We start from the raw sequence: 22700 nt of genomic DNA, 5'->3' as shown, positions 1-22700 counted from the left end.
TCAGGCATACCGCGCCAATATGGCCACGGCAAGTTTCGGACCTGGGGTGTAAACATGATCCGTCGATATGGTGAGCCTGTGCAGAAAGGTCAACGCTACACGCGCAGGCCGGGCGTTTATGCCATTCTGTTGAACGGTCCCGACATCCTGCTGACCCATCAGGCCAACCCGATACCCGAATTCCAGCTTCCCGGCGGCGGCATCGACAAGGGCGAACACCCCGTGGCGGCGCTCCATCGCGAGGTGTTCGAGGAAACCGGCTACAAGATCGACATCGCCCAACGCATCGGCGCCTTCCGCCGCTTCACCTATATGCCCGACTACGACCTTTGGGCCGAAAAGCTGTGCACCATCTACCTCGCCCGCCCCGTGCTGCGCCTTGGCCCCCCGTCCGAGGCGGGGCATACCGCCGTCTGGACCACCGCGACCGAAGCGGTTCACCTTCTGGGCAACGCGGGCGACAAAGCCATGCTCGCCGGCGTTCTGGGCATAGCCCCGCCGCGATAATCGACGATCACCGCCGAAACATCGTCGGGCAAATCCTCTCCTCCGGCAAAGGCGGTCAGATCATCCAGCAGCGCCTTGTGCAGCTTATCGCCCGACAGCCCCGCCTTGCCGCGCAGCAGGGCGATCATCCCCTCCTCGCCCAAGTCGCCCTTGGCTCCCGGACATTCCGTCACCCCGTCCGACGGAATGACCAGCCGGTCGCCCGGCGAAAGCCGCAACGAAACCGCATCATAGCGCGCATCTGCCACCAGCCCGACAGGAAAGCCACCCGCGCCGATCCGGGCGGCAAACCCGCCCTCGCGCAGCACCACCGGATGCGGATGGCCCGCCTGCACCAGCCGCACCTCGCCGGTCGACAGGACCAGATGCGCGAAGACCATGGTGAAATACTGGTCCACCTGCATTTCCTGCCCCATCATCCGGTTCAACCCCGCCGCCACCTCCTCGGGCGGCACGGGCACGCCGCCGCGCAGCGCGACATTGCGGTCAAGCGCATGGGGCGACAGCATCCCCGCCAGCCGCGCCGTCATCATCGCCGCCGCCACGCCATGCCCTGACACGTCGATGGCATACAGCGCCACAAGGTCAGGCCCCAGCGGCAGGCACCCGACCAGATCGCCCCCGACATGCCCCGAAGGCCGCATCAACAGCGACACATCGGCCCCCGCAAAGCTGAATTCACGCGTGGCCACCAGACTTTCCTGCAAGCGCCGCGCTTCTGCCAGATCACGGTCCACCGCATCGTAAAGCCGCCGCAAAACCTGATTCTTGGCCAAAAGCTCGTCCTGCATCCCCAAAATCCGCTCACCCGCACGCACCCGCGCGTGCAATTCAGCGGCACTTACCGGCTTTGTCAGGAAGTCATCCGCCCCGCATTCCAGCCCGTCCGCCACATCCTCTTTGCCGGAACGCGAGGTGAGCAGCACGAAATACCCGTATCTGTCCCGCCCCGAGGCCCGAAAGGCGCGGCAAAACTCCGGTCCGCTCATCCCCGGCAGCACCCAGCCCGACAGTACCACATCGGCATCGACCGAAAGCGCCAGCGCCTCGGGCCCGGAAGCGGCCTCGACCACCTCATACCCCCAGCGCGAAAGCTGTAGCGCCAGCATCATCCGCTGCGCCCTGCTTTCATCCGCCACAAGAACCCTGATCCGTTCGCCCATTGCGCCACCTTGGCCCGAACGCCTTAACATCCGGTGAACCCGCGCAATTCGAACCACTTCCCGAACCGCTCCTAACCCCTCGTTAAGCGCAGTCCGGCAAGTCTCGCCCCGTGGGATATGCAGGGGTGCAAATCATGCTCATCAACTGGACACGCGTGCAGGAATTGCGCGACGAAATCGGCCATGACAGCTTTGCCGAGGTGGTCGCCGTCTTCCTCGACGAAAGCGATACCGTCATTGCCCGCCCGTCCCTGACCGCCGAAGACCTGCATTTCCTGCGGGGCGCCGCGCTCAACCTCGGCTTTGCAGAACTGGCCGAGGCGTGCAGCCGCACGGCCGACCGGCACGTCGTCACCGCGCTATACGCCGCAAGCAAGGCCAGCCTGCTGGCCGAGGCGATCTAGATCAGGAATTCCGCCAATATCTCGTCATTCGTGATGTCACGATAGACAAAGGCAGCCTCGTCCAGCTTGGAAAACAGCGATTTGAACGCCTCGGGCCGCTTCGCCTCGATCCCGATCAGGACCGAGCCAAAGTTGCGCGCCGATTTCTTCAGGTATTCGAACCGCGCGATATCGTCATCCGGCCCCAGCATGCCCAGAAACTCGCGCAGCGCACCCGGCCGCTGCGGCATCCGCAGGATGAAGTATTTCTTCACCCCCGAATAACGCTGCGCCCGTTCCTTTACCTCGGGCAACCGTTCAAAGTCGAAGTTACCCCCCGAAGTAACACAGACCACCGTCTTGCCCCGTATCTCGTCTGCCAGTTCCGGCAGCACATCGACCGACAACGCCCCTGCCGGCTCCAGCACGATCCCCTCGACGTTCAGCATTTCCAGCATCGTCACGCAAATCCGGTCTTCGGGGGCCAGCAGCACCTGCGCCACGTCCACCCAATCCAGCCGCGCAAAGTTGCGCTCCCCCAGCCGCGCCACCGCCGCGCCATCGACAAAACTGTTCACCCGCGCCAGCTTGTCCGGCTTGCCCGCCCGCAGCGCCGCCATCAGGCTTGCCCCGCCAAGCGGCTCGACGAAACGGAAATCCACCCCCGGCGCTGCCTCGCGCAGATAGGCCGTGACGCCCGACGAAAGCCCGCCCCCGCCCACCGGCAAGATCACCATGTCAGGTCGCTGCCCCAACTGATCCAGCATCTCGACCGCGACCGAGGCCTGGCCCAGAATCACATCCTCGTCGTCGAAGGGCGAAAGGAAATGCGCGCCCTTCTCGGCGCAAAGCGCCTGCGCCGCTGCCAGCGTCTGGTCGAAATAATCGCCCGTCAGCACGATCTCGACCGCATCCCCGCCAAAGGCCCGCGTCTTGTCGATCTTTTGCTGCGGCGTGGTCACGGGCATGAAGATCACACCCGACACCCCGAAATGCCGGCAGGCAAAGGCCACACCCTGCGCGTGATTGCCCGCGCTGGCGCAAACGAACATGTTCCGTTCGGGCGTTGCCGCCAGCACCTTTCCCATCGCGGTAAAAGCCCCGCGCAGCTTGTAGCTGCGAACCGGGCTCAGGTCTTCGCGCTTAAGGTAAATGTCCGCCTCATACCGCTGCGACAGGTGTTCGTTGCGCTGCAAAGGCGTCTCGGGGAACAATTCGCGCAAGGATACGGTCGCCGCCCGAGCCTGATCAGTAAATCGTGACACAGACTTTCCTTCTCAAAATGACATTAATTGTTCTTAACTGCGCCCGAAAATGGCCCCAGTCCTGCACCAAGCCCGACGTAACCTAAGCGAGGACTCGATCATGTTCCATCCCAAGAAGCTTCTGACCATTCTGGGTCTTTCCACCCTCATGCTCAGCCCTGCCATGCCGTCCTTCCATCTGACCGGTGCCGATACCGCCTTTGCCGCGAAAGGCGGGAACGGAAATGGGAACAGCGGCGGCAACGGTGGGGGCAATGCTGGCAACCATGGCGGCGGCAACGCCAAGTCGTCCGAAGCCAAGGCAGCCTCGACCGACGCCGAAGCGCCGGAGGAAACCGAAACCGCATCGAATGGCGGGGCGGGCGGGCTTGGCAACATGAACGGCGCGCTTCACGCCAGCCCGAAAGCCATCCTCGCCCATATCCGCAACGGCAACACCAACGGCCCCGTCGGTCGCACCGCGGCCTATGTCGTGGCCAGCGCCAACGCGGAAGGCATCGACGCCAAGGCGCTTGCCCAACAGCAAGCCGACTATGCCGCATGGCAAGACGGCATCGCCGCCGCGCTGGAAACATCGGGTTACGCCGATCTTGCCGCCTACCGAGCCGCCAAATACACCAACACGGCACTCGCAGCGCAATACGTCATCGACAAGACCGCCTATGATCAGGGCGTCGCAGATGGCACGATCGACCCGACCGTAGTGGCCGCACCCGAACCCGTGCCCGCATTCGTTACCGTGGCCGAACTCGAGGTTCCCGCCCCGCCGCAGCCGTCGCAAGAAGACATCGACGCGCTCGCCGCCCTGTCCGACGCTGAAACGGCCATCCTGTCCAAATGGAACAAGAACCCCGACGCCGATCCCGCCACGATCAGCGCCGAAGAACAGGCTCTTCTCGACAGCCTTCTAGCGCGCTTCAAGCCCGAAGACCTGAGCGCCTTTGCCGCAGCAGGCAATTGAGGACCAAGGGGGCGGCCTCGGGCCGCCCTTTTTCTATAACCCGCCGCCCTTGCCCCACAGGGCAAGACCCGATACACCGCCCGCCATATTTCCAACGTGAATGAGGCGGCCATGTCCAAGCCCAAGAAAGTCGTTCTCGCCTATTCGGGCGGCCTCGATACCTCGATCATCCTGAAATGGCTGCAAACCGAATACGGGTGTGAAGTCGTCACCTTCACCGCCGACCTCGGCCAAGGCGAAGAGCTTGAACCTGCGCGCGAAAAGGCCATCCTTCTGGGCATCAAGCCCGAGAATATCCACATCATCGACGTGCGCGAAGAATTCGTCCGCGATTTCGTCTTCCCGATGTTCCGCGCCAACGCGCTGTATGAGGGGCTGTATCTCCTCGGCACCTCCATCGCCCGCCCGCTGATCTCGCAGCACCTCGTCCGCATCGCCCACGAAACCGGCGCCGATGCCGTGGCACATGGCGCAACCGGCAAGGGCAACGATCAGGTCCGCTTCGAGCTTTCGGCCTACGCGCTCGACCCGTCGATCAAGGTCATCGCCCCTTGGCGCGAATGGGATCTGACCAGCCGCACCAAGCTGTTGGAATTCGCCGAAGCCAACCAGATTCCGATCGCCAAAGACAAGCGCGGCGATGCGCCCTTCTCGGTTGACGCAAACCTGTTGCACACCTCATCCGAAGGCAAGGTTCTGGAAAACCCGGCCGAGGAAGCACCCGAATTCGTCTACCAGCGCGTCACGCCGGTCGAAAAAGCCCCCGACACGCCGGAATACGTGGAAATCACCTTCGAACGCGGCGATGCCGTGGCCATCAACGGCGAGGCGCTTTCCCCCGCGACCATCCTGACCCGCCTAAACGAAATCGGCGGCAAGCATGGCGTGGGCCTCTTGGATCTGGTGGAAAACCGCTTCGTCGGCATGAAGTCGCGCGGCCTTTACGAAACCCCCGGCGGCACGATCCTTTTGGAAGCGCACCGCGGCATCGAACAGATCACCCTTGATGCGGGCGCAGGCCACCTCAAAGACAGCATCATGCCGCGCTACGCCGAACTGATCTACAATGGCTTCTGGTTCTCGCCCGAGCGTGAAATGCTGCAAGCCCTGATCGACAAATCGCAAGAGCACGTCACCGGCACCGTCCGCGTGAAACTGTATAAAGGCAGCGCCCGCACCGTGGCCCGCTGGTCCGACCACTCGCTCTATTCGGAAAAGCACGTGACGTTTGAAGAAGACGCAGGCGCCTACGACCAGAAAGACGCCGCCGGCTTTATCAAACTCAACGCCCTGCGCCTGAAACTGATCGCCACGCGGAATGCGCGGGTCGCCAAATAAACCGTAGGGTGCGCGGTCTCCGCGCACCTTTCGCCTGAACCACGGTGCGCGAGGATCGCGCACCCTACCCCTTTTTCTTCTCGGCCTGCGCGTCCAGCGCCGCCGCCAGCGCGGCAGGCTCCCAATCGCCTGCCAAAGCCTCAAGCACCACCTTCGCTTGCGACTTTGGCGCCATTCCGCCAAGCGGCGGATCACGGTCGAGGTTGGTGGGAAAACTATACCCCTCCGCCGCACTCGCCACCGCACAGGCGATCTGGCCGTCGGTCAACGTTCCATCCCCTTTTGCCGCCCTTAGCACGGGATAAAGAACCTTGCACATCGCCCTGCGGTCCACCGTCTCCATCGCACGCCCGTAAGCCGACGACACCTGAAACAGGTTCACCATCCGCCGAATGCCCTCCGACCGGTTGGTTCCCGCCGCATGCAAAAGCGCGGGCGAAAAGAACAGCATATCCCCCTTTTCCAGCGGCAACTGCACGTGATGCGCCGCGAAATAATCGCGCACATCCGCCCGCCCCATCGCCAGATACCCCGCCTCATACCGCTGGCTGAACGGCAGCAACTGCGTCGGCCCGGTTTCCACCGTCGCATCCACATGGGCAATCGCGCCCTGAAGTGTCAGCACCGGCGACAGCACCTGCACGTGCAGCGGATAGCGTTCGATATCCGCTGCCGACTGGAAGCCGAGGTGATAATCCCGATGCGGGCTTTGCGCCGCCCCGCCGGGGTTCACCACGTTCAACTGCGCCGTCATCTGGTAATTCGGCCCCAGCCAAGCCTCGGAAATCAACGCCAGAAACTCGTTTCCGTAATAGCGCGCGAAATTCGCAGGGTCCGCGAGGCAATGCTTTTCCAGACTGTTCCAGATGCGGTCATTCGCGCCCGGCTTGGCGAAATGGTCGCCCCCGCCCGACCCTGCGCGGTTCTGCTCCTCGATCAGCCCGTAAAACAGCGCCGTCGCCGCATCGAGCATGCCTGCATCGGTCTCGGCCCGCTTCAGCACCACGACCCCCGGCCCTGAAAGCAAAGCCTCGGCCCATTCCGCCATAAGCCCCCGCCGTCCGGTCGCATCGGAAATGACCGCCCGCAGCGCGCCGCAGTCATAGATCAGCACGTTCTTCTGCACATCGGCAGCAAAAGTGTAATCGGCCAGATCAACCTTGGCCGAACAGATCGCCGCCAGATCCTCGACCCTGCAATCTTCGGCCCGCAGATACACCCGCGCCGCCCGTGCTGCCGCCTTTGATGATGTCAGCATCCCGCATCCTCCAAATCTGTCAAATCCGCCGCGCCGCAAGTCTTTGATAATAGGGCATCGCCTGTTCGACCAAAGGCGCATATTCCGCCGCCAGCGACGGCAAATCCCCCTCGGGTTCGTCTATCCCGGTCGAGGCATGGACCGCGTTATACCAATGCGGCGCCCAGACCCCGTCGAACGGTTTCGGCCCCGCCTGCCACCGCAACATCCCTTCGACAAAAGGAATCCCCAGCGCCGCACACAGCCGCCCCAGCGTGCTGCGCGGGTTGGCGCGGATATCGGCGCTGTCCACAACCAAGGGCGCCGTCCCCGTGAAACCCGCCACCTGCTCGAACAATTCCGCCTGCTGCACAAAGCCAAGGTCGGCCAGTGTTGGCGCCTCTCGCTTTTTCGAATAGCTCGCCACCACCCGCGCAGGATGACGGATCAGGAAGACGTTGGTCAGCCCCCGCATGAAATCGCGGTCGAAACCGGCGACCATATGCATCGTCATGTGCTTCTGGTACCAGATCGCCCGCCCCTCGGGCACAGGCCCGACACAGGCCGCCCCCACGCGCCCCGCATCCACCTCGCCCGCCGCGATCACCTCGTCCTTCATCGGATGGTCGATACCCGTCGCCGCAAGGTAAGCCGCATAGAACGGCTCGTCCCAGACCGCGCAATCACCCCGCGCGGCAAAGGCATACATCAGCGCCGTCGACAGGTTGCGCGGCCCCGACCACATCGCAAGTTTCATGGGGCAATCCTCACGACGCGGCAACCTTCGCCTTGTAAAGCGCCCTCAGCCGCTCGGTCATCGGCCCCATCTGCCCTGTCCCGATCTGCCGCCCGTCGATCATCCCCACAGGCGTCTGCGCGCCGAACGTGCCGGTCAGAAACGCCTCGTCCGCGCCATAGGTATCGACCAGACTGAAATTCCGCTCATACACGGGTATCCCCGCCTCGTGGCACACCTCGATCACCTTGCCCCGTGTGATCCCGTTCATGCAGTAATCGCCCGTGCTGGTCCAAACCGCGCCTTTCCGCACGATGAAAAAGTTGCACGCGTTCGTCGTGTTCACAAAGCCATGCACATCCAGCATCAACGCCTCGTCCGCGCCCGCCTTTTGCGCGGCGATACAGGCCAGAATGCAATTCAGCTTGGAATGGCTGTTCAGCTTGGGGTCCTGCGTCATCGGCAACCCCCGCAGATGCGGCACGGTGGCCAGCGTGATCGGCCTCGGGATCTTGGGCTTGGAATGTTCCATGATGATCGCCACCGTCGGCCCCTGCTGCGACAGACGCGGGTTCTGGAACGGCCGCGTCTTGACCCCCCGCGTCACCATCAGGCGCGCATGGGCGTCGCTGACCATACCGTTGGCCTTTTGCGTCTCTGACACGGCAGAAATGACCTGTTCCTTGGTCATCCCGATATCCAGATCGATGGCCTTCGCCGCTTCGAACAGCCGGTCCATATGCTCGTCGATAAAGGCCCACTTGCCTTCGTAAAGCCGTATCCCTTCCCAGACGCCATCGCCCAGCATGAAACCCGAGTCGTAAACCGAAACCACCGCCTCGGCCTTGGGAACGATCCGCCCGTTCACGTAAATCAGGATACGCTCGTTCCTCGCATCCTCCTCTGCGGCATGGGTTGAAACGTGCTCGGCCATGGTGCCCCCTATCTTTCCCGCAAACCTACCCAAGCGCCCGCCCCGCGCAATGGCCCTTTCCGCAACCCGCCCGCTTTTGTAGTCTCGCGCCAACAGCCGGGGGAAATATGACCGAAGACACCGTCACGCCGATGATGGCGCAATATCTCGACATCAAGGCGCAGAACCCCGGCGCGCTGCTGTTCTACCGCATGGGCGATTTCTACGAAATGTTCTTCGACGATGCCATCGCGGCAGCCGAGGCGCTGGATATCGCCCTGACCAAACGCGGCACCCACCTTGGCGAACCCATCGCCATGTGCGGCGTTCCGGTCCATTCGGCCGAAGGCTACCTTTTGCAACTGATCCGCAAAGGCTTTCGTGTCGCCATCGCCGAACAGCTCGAAGACCCGGCCGATGCGAAAAAACGCGGCTATAAATCGGTGGTGAAACGCGATGTCGTCCGCCTTGTCACTCCCGGCACCCTGACTGAAGACGCGCTCTTGGAAGCCCGCCGCCACAACTTCCTCGCAGCCTATGCCGAGGTGCGGGACGAAGCCGCCCTCGCATGGGCCGATATATCGACCGGCGAATTCCGCGTGATGCCCTGCCCGCCTGCCCGCCTCGGCCCCGAACTCGCCCGCCTTGCGCCGCGCGAACTGCTGGTCAGCGAGGCGCGAGAGTCTGATTGGGCCATGATGGTCTCTGAATACGGCGCAGCCCTTACCCCGCTGTCACGTGGATCGTTCGATTCCACCTCTGCCGAAAAGCGGCTCTGCACCCTGTTCTCCGTCTCCTCGCTCGATGCCTTCGGCCTGTTTGACCGCGCCGAACTTTCGGCCATGGGCGCGCTTGTCGACTACCTCGACCTTACCCAGCGCGGCAAACTCCCCCTCCTGCGCGCCCCCCTGAAAGAGGCAGCAGGCGGCACCCTGCAGATCGACGCCGCAACCCGCCGCAACCTCGAACTCACCGCAGCCCTGTCAGGTGGGCGCGACGGATCGCTCCTCGCGGCAATCGACCGCACCGTCACGGCCCCCGGTGCCCGCCTGCTGGAACGCCGCATTTCGGCCCCCTCGCGCGACCTTGCCACCATCCACAGCCGCCTTGAAGCCGTCCGCCACCTGCTCGACCAACCCCGCCTCCGCTCTGACCTGCGCGATGGGCTCCGCCGCGTTCCGGATATGGACCGCGCCCTGTCCCGCCTCGCGCTCGACCGCGGCGGCCCCCGTGACCTGACGGCGATCCGCGCAGGGCTTGCCCAGTCAGGCACCATCGCCGCCCGTCTGTCCGGCATGCCCCCCTTGCTCGCCGAAGCGGCCAAGTCTTTGACCGGCCACAATCCCCTCGCCGACCTGCTCGATCAGGCGCTCGTCGCCGAACCCCCGCTCCTCGCCCGCGATGGCGGCTTTGTCGCACCGGAATACGACCCCGAACTCGACGACGCCCGCCGCCTGCGCGACGAAGGCCGCGGCGTCATCGCCGCCATGCAGGCCGATTTCATCGCCGAAACCGGCATCCAAAGCCTGAAGATCAAGCACAACAACGTGCTGGGCTATTTCATCGAAACCACGTCCACCCATGCCGAACGCATGCTCTCGGCCCCGCTGAATGAAAAGTTCATTCACCGCCAGACCACCGCAGGACAGGTCCGCTTCACGACCGTCGACCTTTCCGAACTCGAAACCCGCATCCTGAACGCGGGCAACCACGCGCTTGAAATCGAAAAGCGCCACTTCGAGATTCTGCGCCAAGCCATCCTCGCCTATGCAGGCCCCATCGGCGCCGCCGCCCGCGCCTTGGCCGAGATCGACCTGACCGCAGCCTTCGCCGACCTCGCCGCCGACGAAGACTGGTGCGAACCCGTGGTCGACGCATCCCGCGCCTTTGAAATCACGGGCGGGCGCCACCCTGTCGTGGAACGCGCCCTGCGAAAGCAGGGCAGCGGCCCCTTCGTCGCCAACGACTGCGCGCTGACAGGCGGCGAAACCCCCGCCATCTGGCTGCTGACCGGCCCGAACATGGCGGGGAAATCCACCTTCCTGCGCCAGAACGCCCTCATCGCGCTTCTGGCCCAAGCTGGCAGCTACGTTCCCGCCGCATCGGCCCATATCGGCCTCGTCAGCCAATTGTTCAGCCGCGTCGGCGCGGCGGATGACCTCGCCCGTGGCCGCTCTACATTCATGGTGGAAATGGTCGAAACCGCCGCCATCCTGAACCAGGCCGACGACCGCGCGCTTGTGATCCTCGACGAAATCGGTCGCGGCACCGCGACCTACGATGGCCTTTCCATCGCATGGGCCACGCTGGAACACCTGCACGAAGCCAACCGCTGCCGCGCGCTTTTCGCCACGCATTACCACGAAATGACCGCCCTCGCCGGCAAGCTGACGGGCGTTGAAAACGCCACTGTCACGGTCAAGGAATGGGAAGGCGACGTGATCTTCCTGCACGAGGTCAAGAAAGGCGCCGCCGACCGCAGCTACGGCGTGCAAGTCGCCCGCCTTGCCGGGTTGCCGCAAAGCGTGATCGACCGCGCCAAGATCGTGCTCGAAGCCCTGGAAAGCGGCGAACGTCAGGGCGGCGCACGGCCCAAGGCGTTGATCGACGACCTGCCGTTGTTCAGCATCGCCCCCGCCGCCGCGCGACCGGTCGCCAAATCCTCACCCTTGGAGGCGATGCTGGCGAATATCCACCCCGACGAACTCAGCCCAAAAGACGCCCTGCGCCTGATCTATGAATTGAAAGACGCCCTGAAAGCCTGACCCGCCTGCGGGGGTCCGGGGGCAGAAAGCCCCCCGGCATTGGCCGAATTCAGCCAGCCGTATTCGAAGAAACCCCGACCTGCGCCGGACGGAGCAGGCGGTCATGCAGCATGAACCCCTCGGTCATCACCTGGATGATCTGGCCAACCTTGGTTCCCGGAAGCGGCGCTTCGAACATTGCCTCGTGGCTTTGCGGGTCGAACGTGTCGCCCACGGCGGGCGTGATCGGCTTCATGCCATGTTTCGTCATCACATTCGTCAGCTCGCGCAATGTCAGTTGCACGCCTTCGAACAGCGCGGCGGCAGCCGCCTTTTGCTCGTCGGTCGCAGCCTGAAGCGCGCGGTTCAGGTTGTCATAAACCGGCAGCAGATCGCGCGCCAGTTTCGATCCGCCATATTGCTCGGCCTCGCGCCGGTCACGCTCGCCGCGTTTGCGGGCGTTCTCGGCATCGGCCAAGGCCCGCATGAAACGGTCGCGCATCTCGTCTCGTTCGGCCCGAAGCGCATCCAGCTCGTCCGCCTCGGCGAACTCGTTCAGCCCCTCCTCGATCGCGAACTCTTCCGAAACCGTCTTGTCGTCTGCCATAACCTGTCGCCTTCTCACTTGCCCCGATCAGACATCAACCGTCCGACGAGTTGCGCGGTGTAATCCACGATGGGAACGATCCGGCCATAATTCAGCCGGGTCGGACCAATCACGCCCACCGCGCCGATGATTTTCCGATCCGCGTTCATATAAGGAGAAACGACGAGACTTGAACCCGAAAGTGAGAAGAGTTTGTTCTCGGACCCGATAAAAATACGCACCCCCTCGCCGGTTTCCGCCAATTCGAGGAATTCGGCGATGTCGCGCTTGCGCTCCAGATCGTCGAACAGGCTGCGAATCCGTTCAAGGTCGATGCCCTCTTCCTCGATCAGGTTCGCCCGGCCACGCACGATCAGCCGCTCGGATGTCTCTCCGGGGTTTTCCCAGACCGCCAGACCCGACTGCACCAGATCTTGCGCCAACACGTCGATCTCTTGACGCCGCTTGCCGATTTCCGCCGTGATGGTCCGGCGCAACTCGGTCAGCGTCTTGCCCTCGGCCAGCGCGTTCAGGAAATTCGCGGCCTCGCGCATCGAACTGGGCGTCTGGCCGGGCGGCGGGGTGAAAATCCGGTTCTCGACCTGCCCGTTGGCCAGCACCAACACCACCAATGCGCGATCGGGCGACAGCGACACGAATTCGATATGCCGGATCGGCGCTTCCACCTTGGGCGCCAGCACCAGACTGGCCCCCCGCGTGATGCCCGACAGCGCCGCACCGACATGGTCAAGCAAGGACGCCACGTCCTGATCGTTCGACCCGGTGGTCGCGTCGATCCGCTCGCGATCCTCATCTGCCAGACTGCCCACCTCGAGCAGGCTGTCGACGAACATCCGCAACCCCAGCTGCGTCGGAATCCGCCCCGCCGAGACATGCGGGCTGTCCAGAAGCCCCAGAAACTCCAGATCCTGCATCACGTTTCGGATCGTCGCCGCCGAAAGCTTTTCGGTCATGCTGCGCGTCAGCGTGCGCGACCCTACCGGATCGCCCGACTCCAGATACCCTTCGACCACGCGGCGAAACACCTCGCGCGAGCGGTCGTTCATATCTGACAGGATTTTCGAACCGTCCGTCATTGTCCGCCTCTCTACGCAGAGACCGAGATTACCCTGCCCCTGCCGCCCGTCAATCGCCGCCTGAAACAGGCTTGCACAGAAGGGGCCTGACTGCGTATCTGACCCCAATCGATACAAGGATCAAGACATGCGCCCATCCGGCCGGAAACTCAACGAACCGCGGCTCATCAGCATCGAACCCAATGTGATGAAACACGCCGAAGGATCGTGCCTGATCAAGATGGGCGAAACCCACGTCCTCTGCTCGGCCACGATCGAAGACAAGGCCCCGCCTTTCCTGAAAAACACAGGCCTTGGCTGGGTCACGGCGGAATACGGCATGCTGCCCCGCGCCACCAATTCGCGTACGCGGCGTGAAGCGGCGGCGGGCAAGCAATCTGGCCGCACGCAGGAAATCCAGCGCCTGATCGGCCGCGCCCTGCGCGCAGGCGTCGACCGTTCGGCACTGGGCGAACGCCAGATCGTCATCGATTGCGACGTGATCCAGGCCGATGGCGGCACCCGCTGCGCATCGATCACCGGCGGATTTGTCGCGCTGCAACTCGCCGTGGCGAAACTGCTGAAATCCGGCGCGATCGTCAGCGACCCGATCATCGACCACGTCGCCGCAATTTCATGCGGCATCTACGCGGGCCAAGCCGTGCTCGACCTCGACTATGCCGAGGATTCGACCGCTGGCACCGACGGCAACTTCATCCTGACCGGCCGGGGCCGGCTGATCGAAGTGCAGATGTCTGCCGAAGGCGCGACCTTCTCGCGCGATGAAATGGGCCAATTGCTCGACCTCGCCGAAGCGGGCTGCGCCGAACTGGTCGCCGCACAGAAAGCAGCCTTGGCCTGATGCGTAAGTTTACCGAACCACGGCTATTGGTCGCGACCCATAACAAGGGCAAGCTGGAAGAGATTTCGGCCTTGTTAGAGCCGTATTCGGTAAACGTCACCTCGGCGGGAGAGCTCGGCCTTTCCGAACCCGCCGAGACGGAAACCACCTTTATCGGCAACGCCCGCATCAAGGCGCATTTCGCCGCCAAAGCGTCAGGCCTGCCCGCTTTAGCCGACGATTCCGGCATATCGGTCGATGCCTTGGGCGGCGCGCCCGGGGTTTACACTGCCGACTGGACCGAAACCCCGATGGGCCGCGATTTCACCATCGGCATGACCCGCGTCTGGTCCGAACTCGAAGCGATGAACGCCCCCTACCCCCGTCGCGCCCAGTTTCGCAGCACGCTCGTCCTCGCATGGCCAGACGGGCACGACGAAGTGTTCGAAGGCGTGATGCACGGTCAGGTCGTCTGGCCCATGCGCGGCACGCAGGGCCACGGCTATGACCCGATGTTCCAGCCGGATGGCCATGACATCACCTGTGGCGAAATGGACCGCTGGAAGAAGAACGAGATCAGCCATCGCGCCGATGCCTTCCGTAAGCTGGTGAAAGGATGCTTCACATGAAACGCATTTCCACAGGATCGCCGTTCGAGGCGACGATGGGCTATAGCCGTGCGGTCGTCAAAGGCGGTTGGTGCTTTGTTTCAGGCGTCACCGGTTACGACTACGCCACCATGACCATGCCTGAAGGCATCGCCGATCAGGCCCGCAACTGCTTTGCCACCATCGGTTCGGTGCTGACCCAAGCAGGCTTCACGATGGACGATATCGTGCGCGTCCAATACACCGTCACCGATACTGCGCTGGTCGAAGACCTGGTGCCCGCCTTGGGCGCGGCGCTTGCCGACATTCGCCCCGCCGCGACGATGGTGATCGCCGGCCTGATCCGCCCCGAAATGAAGGTCGAGATCGAGGTTACGGCTTTCAAAGGATAAGCGATGCAAGACTGGCAAGCAGGCGGCTTCGGGCTCTATCTGCACTGGCCGTTCTGCCAGTCGAAATGCCCCTATTGCGATTTCAACAGCCACGTCGCCGCCAGCATCGACCAGACCCGCTGGCGCAATGCCTACCTGCGCGAAATTGCCCGCCTTGGGGCCGAAACCAAAGGCCGCGTGCTGCAAACCGTGTTCTTCGGGGGCGGGACGCCTTCGCTGATGGATCCGGGCATCGTAGCGGACATCCTGACTGCGATCCGCGCCACCTGGCCGATGGTGAACGATCCGGAAATCACACTGGAGGCGAACCCGGGCTCGGTCGAGGCCGGGCGCTTCCGCGGCTATCGCGACGCGGGTGTGACGCGGGTTTCGATGGGCGTGCAAGCGCTGAACGATACCGACCTGCGCCGCCTCGGACGGCTGCATTCAGTGGCGGAAGCAACGCAAGCCTTTGAAATCGCACGAAATTGCTTTGATCGTGTCAGCTTTGACCTGATCTATGCGCGGCAAGACCAAAGCTTGCAAGACTGGCGTGCAGAGCTGACTGCCGCGCTGTCGATGGCCGTCGACCATCTGTCGATGTATCAATTGACCATCGAAGACGGCACCGCCTTTGGCGACCGCTTTGCACGCGGCAGGCTGCGCGGCCTTCCCGATGACGACGTGCAAGCCGACATGTACGAGGTCACCCAAGAGGTCTGTGCAGCCCATGGCATGCCCGCCTACGAGGTGTCAAACCACGCGGCCCCCGGATCGGAAAGCCGCCACAATCTGATCTATTGGCGGATGGGCGATTACATCGGCATCGGTCCCGGAGCGCATGGGCGGCTGACGCTGGACGAAACGCGCTGGGCCACCGAAGCTCCCCGCGCTCCGGGCGCATGGCTGGCCCTTGTCGAGGCAGAAAAAGCGGGCGAGCAGCCGCGCGAGCCGATCGCGTCCGCCGATCAGGCGACCGAATACATGTTGATGTCGCTGCGGCTAACCGAAGGAATGGATATCGCCCGCTTCGAACGGCTGAACGGGGCCGAACTCGACCCGGGACGCATTGCGAACCTGACCGATCTGGGCCTTGTCACAGCCACAGGCGGGCGCCTTACCGCCAGTGCAAGCGGGCGGATCGTCCTGAACGGTGTGCTGCGTGAACTGCTCGCCTAAATCGCCAGATCGCGCCGCGCTACCGAAAGGGCAGAACACAGCATATCCAGATCGTCGAGCGACCGGTAATGCACGGTCAGCGTGCCCCCCTCGCCCAAAACCCCGTGCTCGATGACCACGCGCATGTTCAGGTTTGCGGATAGATCGTTTTCCAATGCGCGCGTATCCGCGTCTTTCTCCACCCGCGGCCGCGGACCCGATGATTTCCCGGCACCCTTTTGCTCCGGATGCTTCGCCAACGCCTCGGTTTCGCGAACAGAAAGGTTCCGTTCGACAACCTGACGGGCAAGTTCGGAAGCGCGCGGCGAGGTGATCAGAGCGCGCGCATGGCCGGCCGAAAGCTTGCCCTCGCGCACAAGGCCCTGTACGTCATCGGGCAAATTAAGGAGCCGCAGCAGGTTTGCAATGTGACTACGACTTTTCGAAAGCGCCTCGGCTACCTTTTCTTGTGTGTGACCGAAGCGTTCCATCAACTGCTTGTAGGCTAGCGCCTCTTCAACCGCATTAAGGTCAGCCCTCTGGATGTTTTCGATGATCGCGACTTCGATCACTTCGGAATCGCTGAAATCGCGCAAGATCACCGGAAGTTCATGAACCTGGGCCAGTTGTGCTGCCCGCCAGCGGCGCTCGCCAGCAACGATTTCATAACGGTCCCCGGTCCCGATCTGCCGCACGATCAAAGGTTGGATGATACCCTTGAGGCGGATGGAATCGGCCAGTTCCTGCAAAGCTTCCGGTTGAAAATCGCGGCGCGGCTGGTTCGGGTTCGGGATCAGCTTCTCGACTGGCACAAGCATATCGGGCCGACGCGGACGATCCGGCGCCAGAGGGTCAAGCTCGACGTTGACATCGGCCATAAGGGCCGACAGGCCCCGCCCCAGACCGCGCCGTTCGTTTTTCCTGTCCATCATGCGGGCTCCTTGCTGTGGGCGATCGGGTGTCGGGTGATGATTTCCGCGGCAAGGGCGCGATAGGCTTCACTTCCCTTTGACGCCGAGTCGTAGCTCAGGACAGGCATCGCGAAGGACGGCGCTTCGGAAACACGCACATTGCGGGGAATGATCGTCGCGAACACCAGATCGCCCAGTGTCTGGCGCGCGTCAGTCTCGACCTGCTGGCTAAGCCGGTTACGCCCGTCATACATTGTAAGGACCACGCCCTCGATCCGTAACGAGGGGTTTGCCGTCTGTCGCACCTCACGGATCGTGAGCATCAGTTGCGATAGCCCTTCCAGCGCAAAGAATTCCGACTGAAGCGGGACAAGAACCGAATGGCAAGCAACCATCGCATTCACCGTAAGCAGGCTCAGCGACGGGGGGCAGTCTATCAGGATGAAGTCGAAACCGAACGTATCGATCGCCGGTTGCCGAAGGGAATCATGTAACAAAAAGCTGCGTTTCTCGTTGGAAAACAGCTCCATATCAGCCGAAGACAGATCCGCATTCGCCGGGCATATCCAAAGATTCGCGACACTGCTCTGCTGGATGACGTCGCTCAGCGGGGCGTCATCAATCAAAAGATCATAGGTTGTCAAACGCCGATCCTCGCTCGCAACGCCCAAGCCGGTCGAAGCGTTGCCCTGCGGATCAAGGTCGACCAACAGCACCTTTGCCCCCGCTTCCGCCAACCCGGCAGCGAGGTTTATGGCCGTCGTAGTCTTGCCCACGCCACCCTTCTGGTTGGCTATGGCGATTATCCGCGCCGCATGGTTCCGCGTGGGATCAGACATGGTTGATATCTTTCACTTTCAAAACAACAGCTTGCGGGTCAGTCATGCTTGGCACGACATCCAGCGAGAACGTCCAGTTCTTACGCGCTTCATCCACTTCCGCGCGCCATGAGGCGCCTTTCGGAAACAGCGCCGTGCCACCACGCGCCAAATGCCTTGATGCAAAGCCGCAAAGACCGCCAAGCGGCGCTAGTGCGCGGGCCGAGAGCATATCGGCATTCAAAGGGCCGACAGCTTCGATCCGTTCGGTAAGTATTGCAGGGGCAATCGCCAGTTCCCGGGAAGCCTCGCGCAGGAAGGCAGCCTTGCGCTGATCAACCTCGACAAGCGTGAATTGCGCCTCCGGATTTCGTTCGGCAGCAATGATCGCAATCACGACACCGGGAAATCCGCCGCCACTGCCCAGGTCAACCCAATGACGAAACATTTGCTGCGGGTAAAGTTGCGCCGAATCCAGAATATGACGCTCCCACGCTGACCCGATCGAAGACTTGGAGACCAGATTGATCGTAGGGTTCCACTTCGCCAACAGGTCAGAAAGCCGACGCAATTTGTCGGCTGTTTCACGTGAAACAGTCAGGTCAGGGCCAATAGCCAGCATCAGGCAGACACCGAAGCACGCCTCGCCTTACGCAAATGCGCGAGAATAAGCGTCAGCGCTGCTGGCGTCATTCCCTCGATCCTGCTGGCTTGAGCGAGATTCTCAGGCAAATGTCGGCACAGCTTCAGTTTCAGCTCATTCGAAAGGCCGGACAAACCAGCGTAGTCGAAATCTGACGGTATCGCCTCGTTCTCCTCACGGCGCAAAAGCGCGGCGTCGTTCGTCTGGCGGTGCAAATACTGTGCGTACAGTGCGTCAGTCGCAACCTGCCGCTTGATCTGTTCCGGAAATGCCGCGAACTCGGGACAAAATCCCTCGACCACTGCAAGCGCTTCCTCTCCAAACGAAAGCAGATCGAATCCGCTTCTGCGAGCGCCGTCTTGACTCACTTTTAGCGGCGTATCAGCCAGATCCTTTGACGAAAGCCGGACAGAATCTAGCGCCGTCTTGGCAGACCCAAGCTGCCGCGCCTTCTCTCCGAACGCTGCCCGACGCTGCTCTGAAACGATTCCCAGGCTGATCGCAACCGGTGTCAGGCGCTGATCGGCGTTGTCAGCGCGCAACGCGAGCCGGAATTCGGCACGCGAGGTAAACATCCTATAGGGCTCGGTCACGCCACGGGTCACCAGATCGTCAACCATGACTCCGATATAGCTGTCGGTCCGGCTGAAATGAATGCTGTCGCGCCCCAACGCCGCCGCAGCCGCATTCAATCCGGCCACCAACCCCTGCGCCGCCGCCTCTTCATATCCAGTAGTTCCGTTTATTTGTCCGGCAAAGAAAAGGCCAGACAGCCCCTTAACCTCAAGCGTTCCGCGCAAACCCCGAGGGTCAAAGTAATCATATTCGATTGCGTACCCGGGTTGCAAAATTTGAACCCGCTCAAGCCCGCGGATCGATCTGACGTAACGCTCTTGCACCTCGGCGGGCAGTGATGTCGAAATCCCGTTCGGATAGACCGTGTGATCGTCCAAGCCTTCCGGTTCGAGAAAAACCTGATGCGATTCTTTATCCGAAAACCGGACAACCTTGTCTTCGATCGACGGACAGTATCGCGGCCCCACGCCTTCGATGTGCCCACCATACATTGCGGACTTTTCAAGGTTGTCCCGCACGATCTGGTGTGTCTCAGGGTTGGTATGGGTGATCCCGCAGGATATCTGACGAACCTGTGGCCTGGAGTTGAAAAAGGAAAACACCACCGGATCTTCGTCGCCCGGCTGTTCATCCAGAACGCTCCAGTCGATCGTCCGACCATCAAGCCGCGGCGGCGTGCCCGTCTTCAACCTACCCCGAGAGAGGTCAAGCGCAGCCAGACGCTCCGCCAATAAGGACGACGGCGCATCGCCCATACGCCCCCCGGGGCGACGAACGTCACCGATATGAATAACACCGTTCAGAAAAGTACCCGCCGTCAAAATGACCGAACGCGCCCGCAGATCAGTGCCATCCGACAGCACAACCCCGCTAACCCGTCCATTTTCCTGCAGCAGATCGGTAACTTCGCCCTCGACAACGTCCAGCCCGCTCTGCTGCGACAACAAATTCTGCATCGCAGAGCGATAGAGCAAACGATCAGCCTGGGCGCGCGGCCCCTGAACAGCCGGACCCTTTCGCCGGTTCAACAAACGGTACTGGATCGCCGCTGCATCCGCCGCCCGCGCCATCACCCCGTCCATAGCGTCGATCTCGCGGACCAGATGGCCCTTACCCAACCCGCCGATTGCCGGATTGCAGGACATGACGCCAATCGACCCGGCTTTCAGCGTGACAAGCGCGGTCCGCGCACCCATCCGCGCAGCGGCCGCTGCAGCTTCTGATCCGGCATGTCCTCCGCCGATGACTATGACATCGTAGTGTTTCACGTGAAACATTCACTTTCCGATGCAAAAGCTGGAGAATATCTCGTCCAGCAAGTTTTCAACGTCGATCCGCCCGACAAGCCCTTCCAACGCCCGAATAGCTACCCGCAGCTCGTTCGCGGCAATCTCGGTCCGCGCTGGACCTCTCTCTACCTCAACCCGCGCCGATTCCATAGCCCCGATCGCCGCCATTATGAACTGCCGATGCCGTTCGCGCGTCACAATGCCCGCGCCCTCGGTCATCTGCTCCAATCGCGCCGAAATCTGTTCCAGCAAAGCGTCGACACCCTGCCCCGTCAGCCCCGAAACGCCCGTGCCGTGCAGGTCTCCCTTGGCACGCACAACCACGTCACCATCCGTCGGGGCAATACCCGCTATCGTCTCGCCCGTGTCAAGAAACACCCTCAGGTCGGCCCGCTGCGCCCGACCGATTCCCCGCTCGACCCCGATCCGCTCGACCGCATCCTGTGCCTCGCGCAGTCCGGCCGTGTCGAGCAATGTCACAGCATATCCGGATATATCCATCCGGACTTCGATCACATCGCGCGTCGTACCCGCAATTTCTGACGTAATCGCAGCCTCACGTCCGGCCAAAGCATTGAGAAGCGTAGATTTTCCAGCGTTCGGAACGCCTACGATAGCAACCTCGAACCCGTCCCGAATCCGCTCGGCGGCCTTCGACCCGGCCACTTCGCTGCGCAGATCTTCCAGAACAGATTCCACCAGATCCCGCACTTCCGGTACCACATCGACCGGCACGTCTTCGTCGACGAAATCGATCGTCGCCTCCAGTAACGCAGCAGCGCGGATGAGCTTCCGGCGCCACTCTTCGGCCCGACGACCGATCACCCCCGAAAAGACGCGCAAGGCCTGCCGACGCTGTGCTTCGGTCTCTGCATCGATCAGATCGGCCAATCCCTCGACCTGCGCCAGATCGAGCCGTCCATTTTCCAGCGCACGTCGCGTAAACTCGCCCGCTTCCGCCAGCCGCAGCCCATCTTGTCCGGCCAAAGCCCGCAACACCGATTGAACCACCGCACCAGACCCGTGAACCTGCAATTCAGCTGAGGTTTCGCCGGTAAAACTCGCCCCCGCGTCGAACAGCAAGACAAGCGCCTCGTCCAGAACCTGTCCTTCCCAGACCAGCCGCCGCAAAGCGGCACGCCGCGCAGCCGGCAATGGCCCGCTCAGCGCTACCACAGCGTCATGCGCGCGCGGGCCTGACAGCCGCAAGACGGCGACGCCCGCCTTACCACGCGCACTGGCAAGGGCAAAAATCGTGTCCAAACCGGATCAACCCGTTGAAAGTTATCAGCTATTCATTGAATCGAAGAATTCGCTGTTGCTCTTGGTCTGCTTCAGCTTGCCAATCAGGAACTCGATGGCATCGGTCGTTCCCATCGGATTCAAGATCCGCCGCAACACATAGGTCTTCTGCAGATCGATCTTGTCGACCAGCAAATCTTCCTTCCGCGTGCCCGACTTCAGAATGTCGATCGCCGGGAACACGCGCTTGTCCGCAACCTTGCGGTCCAGCACGATCTCGCTGTTACCCGTACCTTTGAATTCTTCGAAAATCACCTCGTCCATCCGGCTACCGGTATCGATCAGCGCCGTGGCGATAATGGTCAGCGACCCGCCCTCTTCGATATTCCGCGCCGCACCAAAAAACCGCTTCGGCCGCTGCAAGGCGTTCGCATCCACACCACCGGTCAGAACCTTGCCCGACGACGGCACCACCGTGTTGAACGCCCGACCCAGACGCGTGATCGAATCGAGCAAGATCACGACATCGCGCTTGTGCTCGACCAGACGCTTGGCCTTTTCGATCACCATCTCGGCCACCGCCACGTGCCGCGTCGCAGGTTCGTCAAATGTCGAAGAAACCACCTCGCCACGCACCGACCGCTGCATGTCGGTCACTTCCTCGGGTCGTTCGTCGATCAGCAGCACGATCAGGTAACACTCGGGGTGATTGGTCGCCACCGAATGCGCGATATTCTGCAAAAGCACCGTCTTACCCGTCCGCGGCGGTGCCACGATCAGGGCGCGCTGGCCTTTACCGATCGGGCAAACCAGATCGATAATCCGGGCCGAACGGTCCCGTATCGTCGGATCTTCGATCTCCATCTTCAACCGCTCGTCGGGATAAAGCGGCGTCAGGTTGTCAAAGTGTACCTTGTGGCGCGCCCGCTCGGGATCGTCGAAATTGATCTTCGTCGCCTTGACCAGCGAAAAATACCGCTCGGCCTCGCGCGGCGCCTGAATCACACCCTCGATCGTATCCCCCGTCCGCAGCGAAAACTGCCGGATCATCTCGGGGCTGACGTAAATATCATCCGGACCGGGCAGATAATTCGCTTCCGGCGACCGCAGGAAACCGAACCCGTCCTGAAGCACCTCAAGCACACCGTCGCCACCGATTTCGAACCCGTCCTCGGCATGTTCCTTCAGGATCTGGAACATCATCTCGCCCTTACGCATCGAGGGCGCGTTCTCGATCTCCCATTCCTCGGCCATCGCCAGCAAATCCGCGGGCGTCTTGGCCTTGAGGTCGGAAAGGTTCAAACGTTCGATCGTTTCGGTCATGGGGAAATGTC

General features: G+C 62.2%; 22 protein-coding genes. 9 read left to right on the top strand and 13 right to left on the bottom strand.

Translation table 11 applies throughout. The features are described from left to right. The first annotated feature begins 54 nt into the window (after window positions 1–54). Window positions 55–507 carry an NUDIX hydrolase gene (locus HYN69_RS17560; RefSeq protein ID WP_108436883.1) on the top strand — a complete coding sequence of 151 codons (453 nt, stop codon included), beginning with the start codon at window positions 55–57 and terminating at the stop codon, window positions 505–507. Here HYN69_RS17560 and HYN69_RS17555 read toward each other — a convergent pair. Then, window positions 438–1670: a PP2C family protein-serine/threonine phosphatase gene (locus HYN69_RS17555; RefSeq protein ID WP_108436882.1), complete on the bottom strand. Its 1233-nt coding sequence runs from the start codon at window positions 1668–1670 to the stop codon at window positions 438–440. The two genes, HYN69_RS17560 and HYN69_RS17555, sit on opposite strands and share 70 nt — an antisense overlap. Window positions 1671–1804: 134 nt before the next feature. Here HYN69_RS17555 and HYN69_RS17550 point away from each other — a divergent pair, with 134 nt between their 5' ends. Continuing rightward, the gene (locus tag HYN69_RS17550) at window positions 1805–2074 is read left to right on the top strand and encodes a histidine kinase (RefSeq protein ID WP_108436881.1); all 270 of its coding nucleotides are present in this window, start codon (window positions 1805–1807) and stop codon (window positions 2072–2074) included. Here HYN69_RS17550 and ilvA read toward each other — a convergent pair. Next, entirely contained in the window at window positions 2071–3318 is a 1248-nt protein-coding gene (gene ilvA / locus HYN69_RS17545) for a threonine ammonia-lyase IlvA (RefSeq protein ID WP_108436880.1), read from the bottom strand. The genes HYN69_RS17550 and ilvA overlap by 4 nt on opposite strands. A 100-nt stretch (window positions 3319–3418) precedes the next feature. Between ilvA and HYN69_RS17540 the strand changes: the two genes are divergently transcribed. Further along, window positions 3419–4279 (top strand): hypothetical protein, encoded by an 861-nt coding sequence (locus HYN69_RS17540; protein WP_108436879.1) that lies wholly within the window; start codon window positions 3419–3421, stop codon window positions 4277–4279. Window positions 4280–4390: 111 nt separating this feature from the next. Then, a complete protein-coding gene (locus tag HYN69_RS17535; protein ID WP_108436878.1) occupies window positions 4391–5617 on the top strand; it encodes an argininosuccinate synthase in 1227 nt (408 codons plus the stop codon). A 64-nt stretch (window positions 5618–5681) separates the two neighbouring features. Here the strand turns inward: HYN69_RS17535 and HYN69_RS17530 are convergent, their stop codons facing one another. The 3 genes from HYN69_RS17530 to HYN69_RS17520 are packed head-to-tail and all read right to left on the bottom strand — an operon-like array spanning window position 5682 to window position 8524. Continuing rightward, on the bottom strand, window positions 5682–6875 hold the full coding sequence (locus HYN69_RS17530) for a phytanoyl-CoA dioxygenase family protein (RefSeq protein ID WP_108436877.1): 1194 nt from the start codon (window positions 6873–6875) through the stop codon (window positions 5682–5684). Window positions 6876–6894: 19 nt separating this feature from the next. Then, window positions 6895–7611, bottom strand: a complete 717-nt coding sequence (locus HYN69_RS17525) for a sulfotransferase-like domain-containing protein (protein ID WP_108436876.1) — start codon at window positions 7609–7611, stop codon at window positions 6895–6897. A 10-nt stretch (window positions 7612–7621) separates the two neighbouring features. Then, window positions 7622–8524 (bottom strand): D-amino acid aminotransferase, encoded by a 903-nt coding sequence (locus HYN69_RS17520; protein WP_108436875.1) that lies wholly within the window; start codon window positions 8522–8524, stop codon window positions 7622–7624. Window positions 8525–8631: 107 nt separating this feature from the next. Between HYN69_RS17520 and mutS the strand changes: the two genes are divergently transcribed. Then, entirely contained in the window at window positions 8632–11268 is a 2637-nt protein-coding gene (gene mutS, locus HYN69_RS17515) for a DNA mismatch repair protein MutS (RefSeq protein WP_108436874.1), read from the top strand. A gap of 49 nt (window positions 11269–11317) precedes the next feature. On the opposite strand, the gene HYN69_RS17510 is transcribed toward mutS, so the two are convergent. Both HYN69_RS17510 and hrcA read right to left on the bottom strand, forming a co-directional pair. Next, window positions 11318–11854, bottom strand: coding sequence for a nucleotide exchange factor GrpE (locus HYN69_RS17510; protein WP_108436873.1), 537 nt, complete (start codon window positions 11852–11854; stop codon window positions 11318–11320). A gap of 14 nt (window positions 11855–11868) precedes the next feature. Next, window positions 11869–12930 (bottom strand): heat-inducible transcriptional repressor HrcA, encoded by a 1062-nt coding sequence (gene hrcA / locus HYN69_RS17505; protein WP_108436872.1) that lies wholly within the window; start codon window positions 12928–12930, stop codon window positions 11869–11871. Between the two features lie 127 nt (window positions 12931–13057). Between hrcA and rph the strand changes: the two genes are divergently transcribed. From rph to hemW, 4 genes are read left to right on the top strand one after another with little or no spacing between them, the layout of a single operon-like run. Further along, window positions 13058–13771, top strand: coding sequence for a ribonuclease PH (rph, locus tag HYN69_RS17500; RefSeq protein ID WP_108436871.1), 714 nt, complete (start codon window positions 13058–13060; stop codon window positions 13769–13771). After that, window positions 13768–14379 (top strand): RdgB/HAM1 family non-canonical purine NTP pyrophosphatase, encoded by a 612-nt coding sequence (rdgB, locus tag HYN69_RS17495; protein WP_108436870.1) that lies wholly within the window; start codon window positions 13768–13770, stop codon window positions 14377–14379. Before rph ends, rdgB begins: the two co-directional genes overlap by 4 nt. Next, window positions 14376–14750: a RidA family protein gene (locus tag HYN69_RS17490; protein WP_108436869.1), complete on the top strand. Its 375-nt coding sequence runs from the start codon at window positions 14376–14378 to the stop codon at window positions 14748–14750. The genes rdgB and HYN69_RS17490 overlap by 4 nt, the downstream gene beginning before the upstream one ends. 3 nt (window positions 14751–14753) lie before the next feature. Continuing rightward, on the top strand, window positions 14754–15908 hold the full coding sequence (hemW, locus tag HYN69_RS17485; RefSeq protein ID WP_108436868.1) for a radical SAM family heme chaperone HemW: 1155 nt from the start codon (window positions 14754–14756) through the stop codon (window positions 15906–15908). On the opposite strand, the gene HYN69_RS17480 is transcribed toward hemW, so the two are convergent. The 6 genes from HYN69_RS17480 to rho are packed head-to-tail and all read right to left on the bottom strand — an operon-like array spanning window position 15905 to window position 22689. Continuing rightward, window positions 15905–16819: a ParB/RepB/Spo0J family partition protein gene (locus tag HYN69_RS17480; RefSeq protein WP_174213638.1), complete on the bottom strand. Its 915-nt coding sequence runs from the start codon at window positions 16817–16819 to the stop codon at window positions 15905–15907. The genes hemW and HYN69_RS17480 overlap by 4 nt on opposite strands. Next, window positions 16816–17637 carry a ParA family protein gene (locus HYN69_RS17475; RefSeq protein WP_108436866.1) on the bottom strand — a complete coding sequence of 274 codons (822 nt, stop codon included), beginning with the start codon at window positions 17635–17637 and terminating at the stop codon, window positions 16816–16818. The genes HYN69_RS17480 and HYN69_RS17475 overlap by 4 nt, the downstream gene beginning before the upstream one ends. Then, on the bottom strand, window positions 17630–18238 hold the full coding sequence (gene rsmG / locus HYN69_RS17470) for a 16S rRNA (guanine(527)-N(7))-methyltransferase RsmG (protein ID WP_108436865.1): 609 nt from the start codon (window positions 18236–18238) through the stop codon (window positions 17630–17632). The genes HYN69_RS17475 and rsmG overlap by 8 nt, the downstream gene beginning before the upstream one ends. Beyond that, window positions 18238–20103, bottom strand: a complete 1866-nt coding sequence (mnmG, locus tag HYN69_RS17465) for a tRNA uridine-5-carboxymethylaminomethyl(34) synthesis enzyme MnmG (protein ID WP_174213667.1) — start codon at window positions 20101–20103, stop codon at window positions 18238–18240. The genes rsmG and mnmG overlap by 1 nt, the downstream gene beginning before the upstream one ends. Before the next feature lie 9 nt (window positions 20104–20112). Next, window positions 20113–21387: a tRNA uridine-5-carboxymethylaminomethyl(34) synthesis GTPase MnmE gene (mnmE, locus tag HYN69_RS17460; protein WP_108436863.1), complete on the bottom strand. Its 1275-nt coding sequence runs from the start codon at window positions 21385–21387 to the stop codon at window positions 20113–20115. Window positions 21388–21411: 24 nt separating this feature from the next. Next, a complete protein-coding gene (gene rho, locus HYN69_RS17455; protein WP_108437295.1) occupies window positions 21412–22689 on the bottom strand; it encodes a transcription termination factor Rho in 1278 nt (425 codons plus the stop codon). Window positions 22690–22700 lie beyond the last annotated feature (11 nt).

The sequence above is a fragment of the Gemmobacter aquarius genome (genome assembly GCF_003060865.1).
Taxonomy (GTDB): Bacteria; Pseudomonadota; Alphaproteobacteria; order Rhodobacterales; family Rhodobacteraceae; genus Paragemmobacter; species Paragemmobacter aquarius.
Note: the sequence above shows the minus strand (reverse complement) of the source record. Positions and strands in the feature narration are given on the sequence as shown.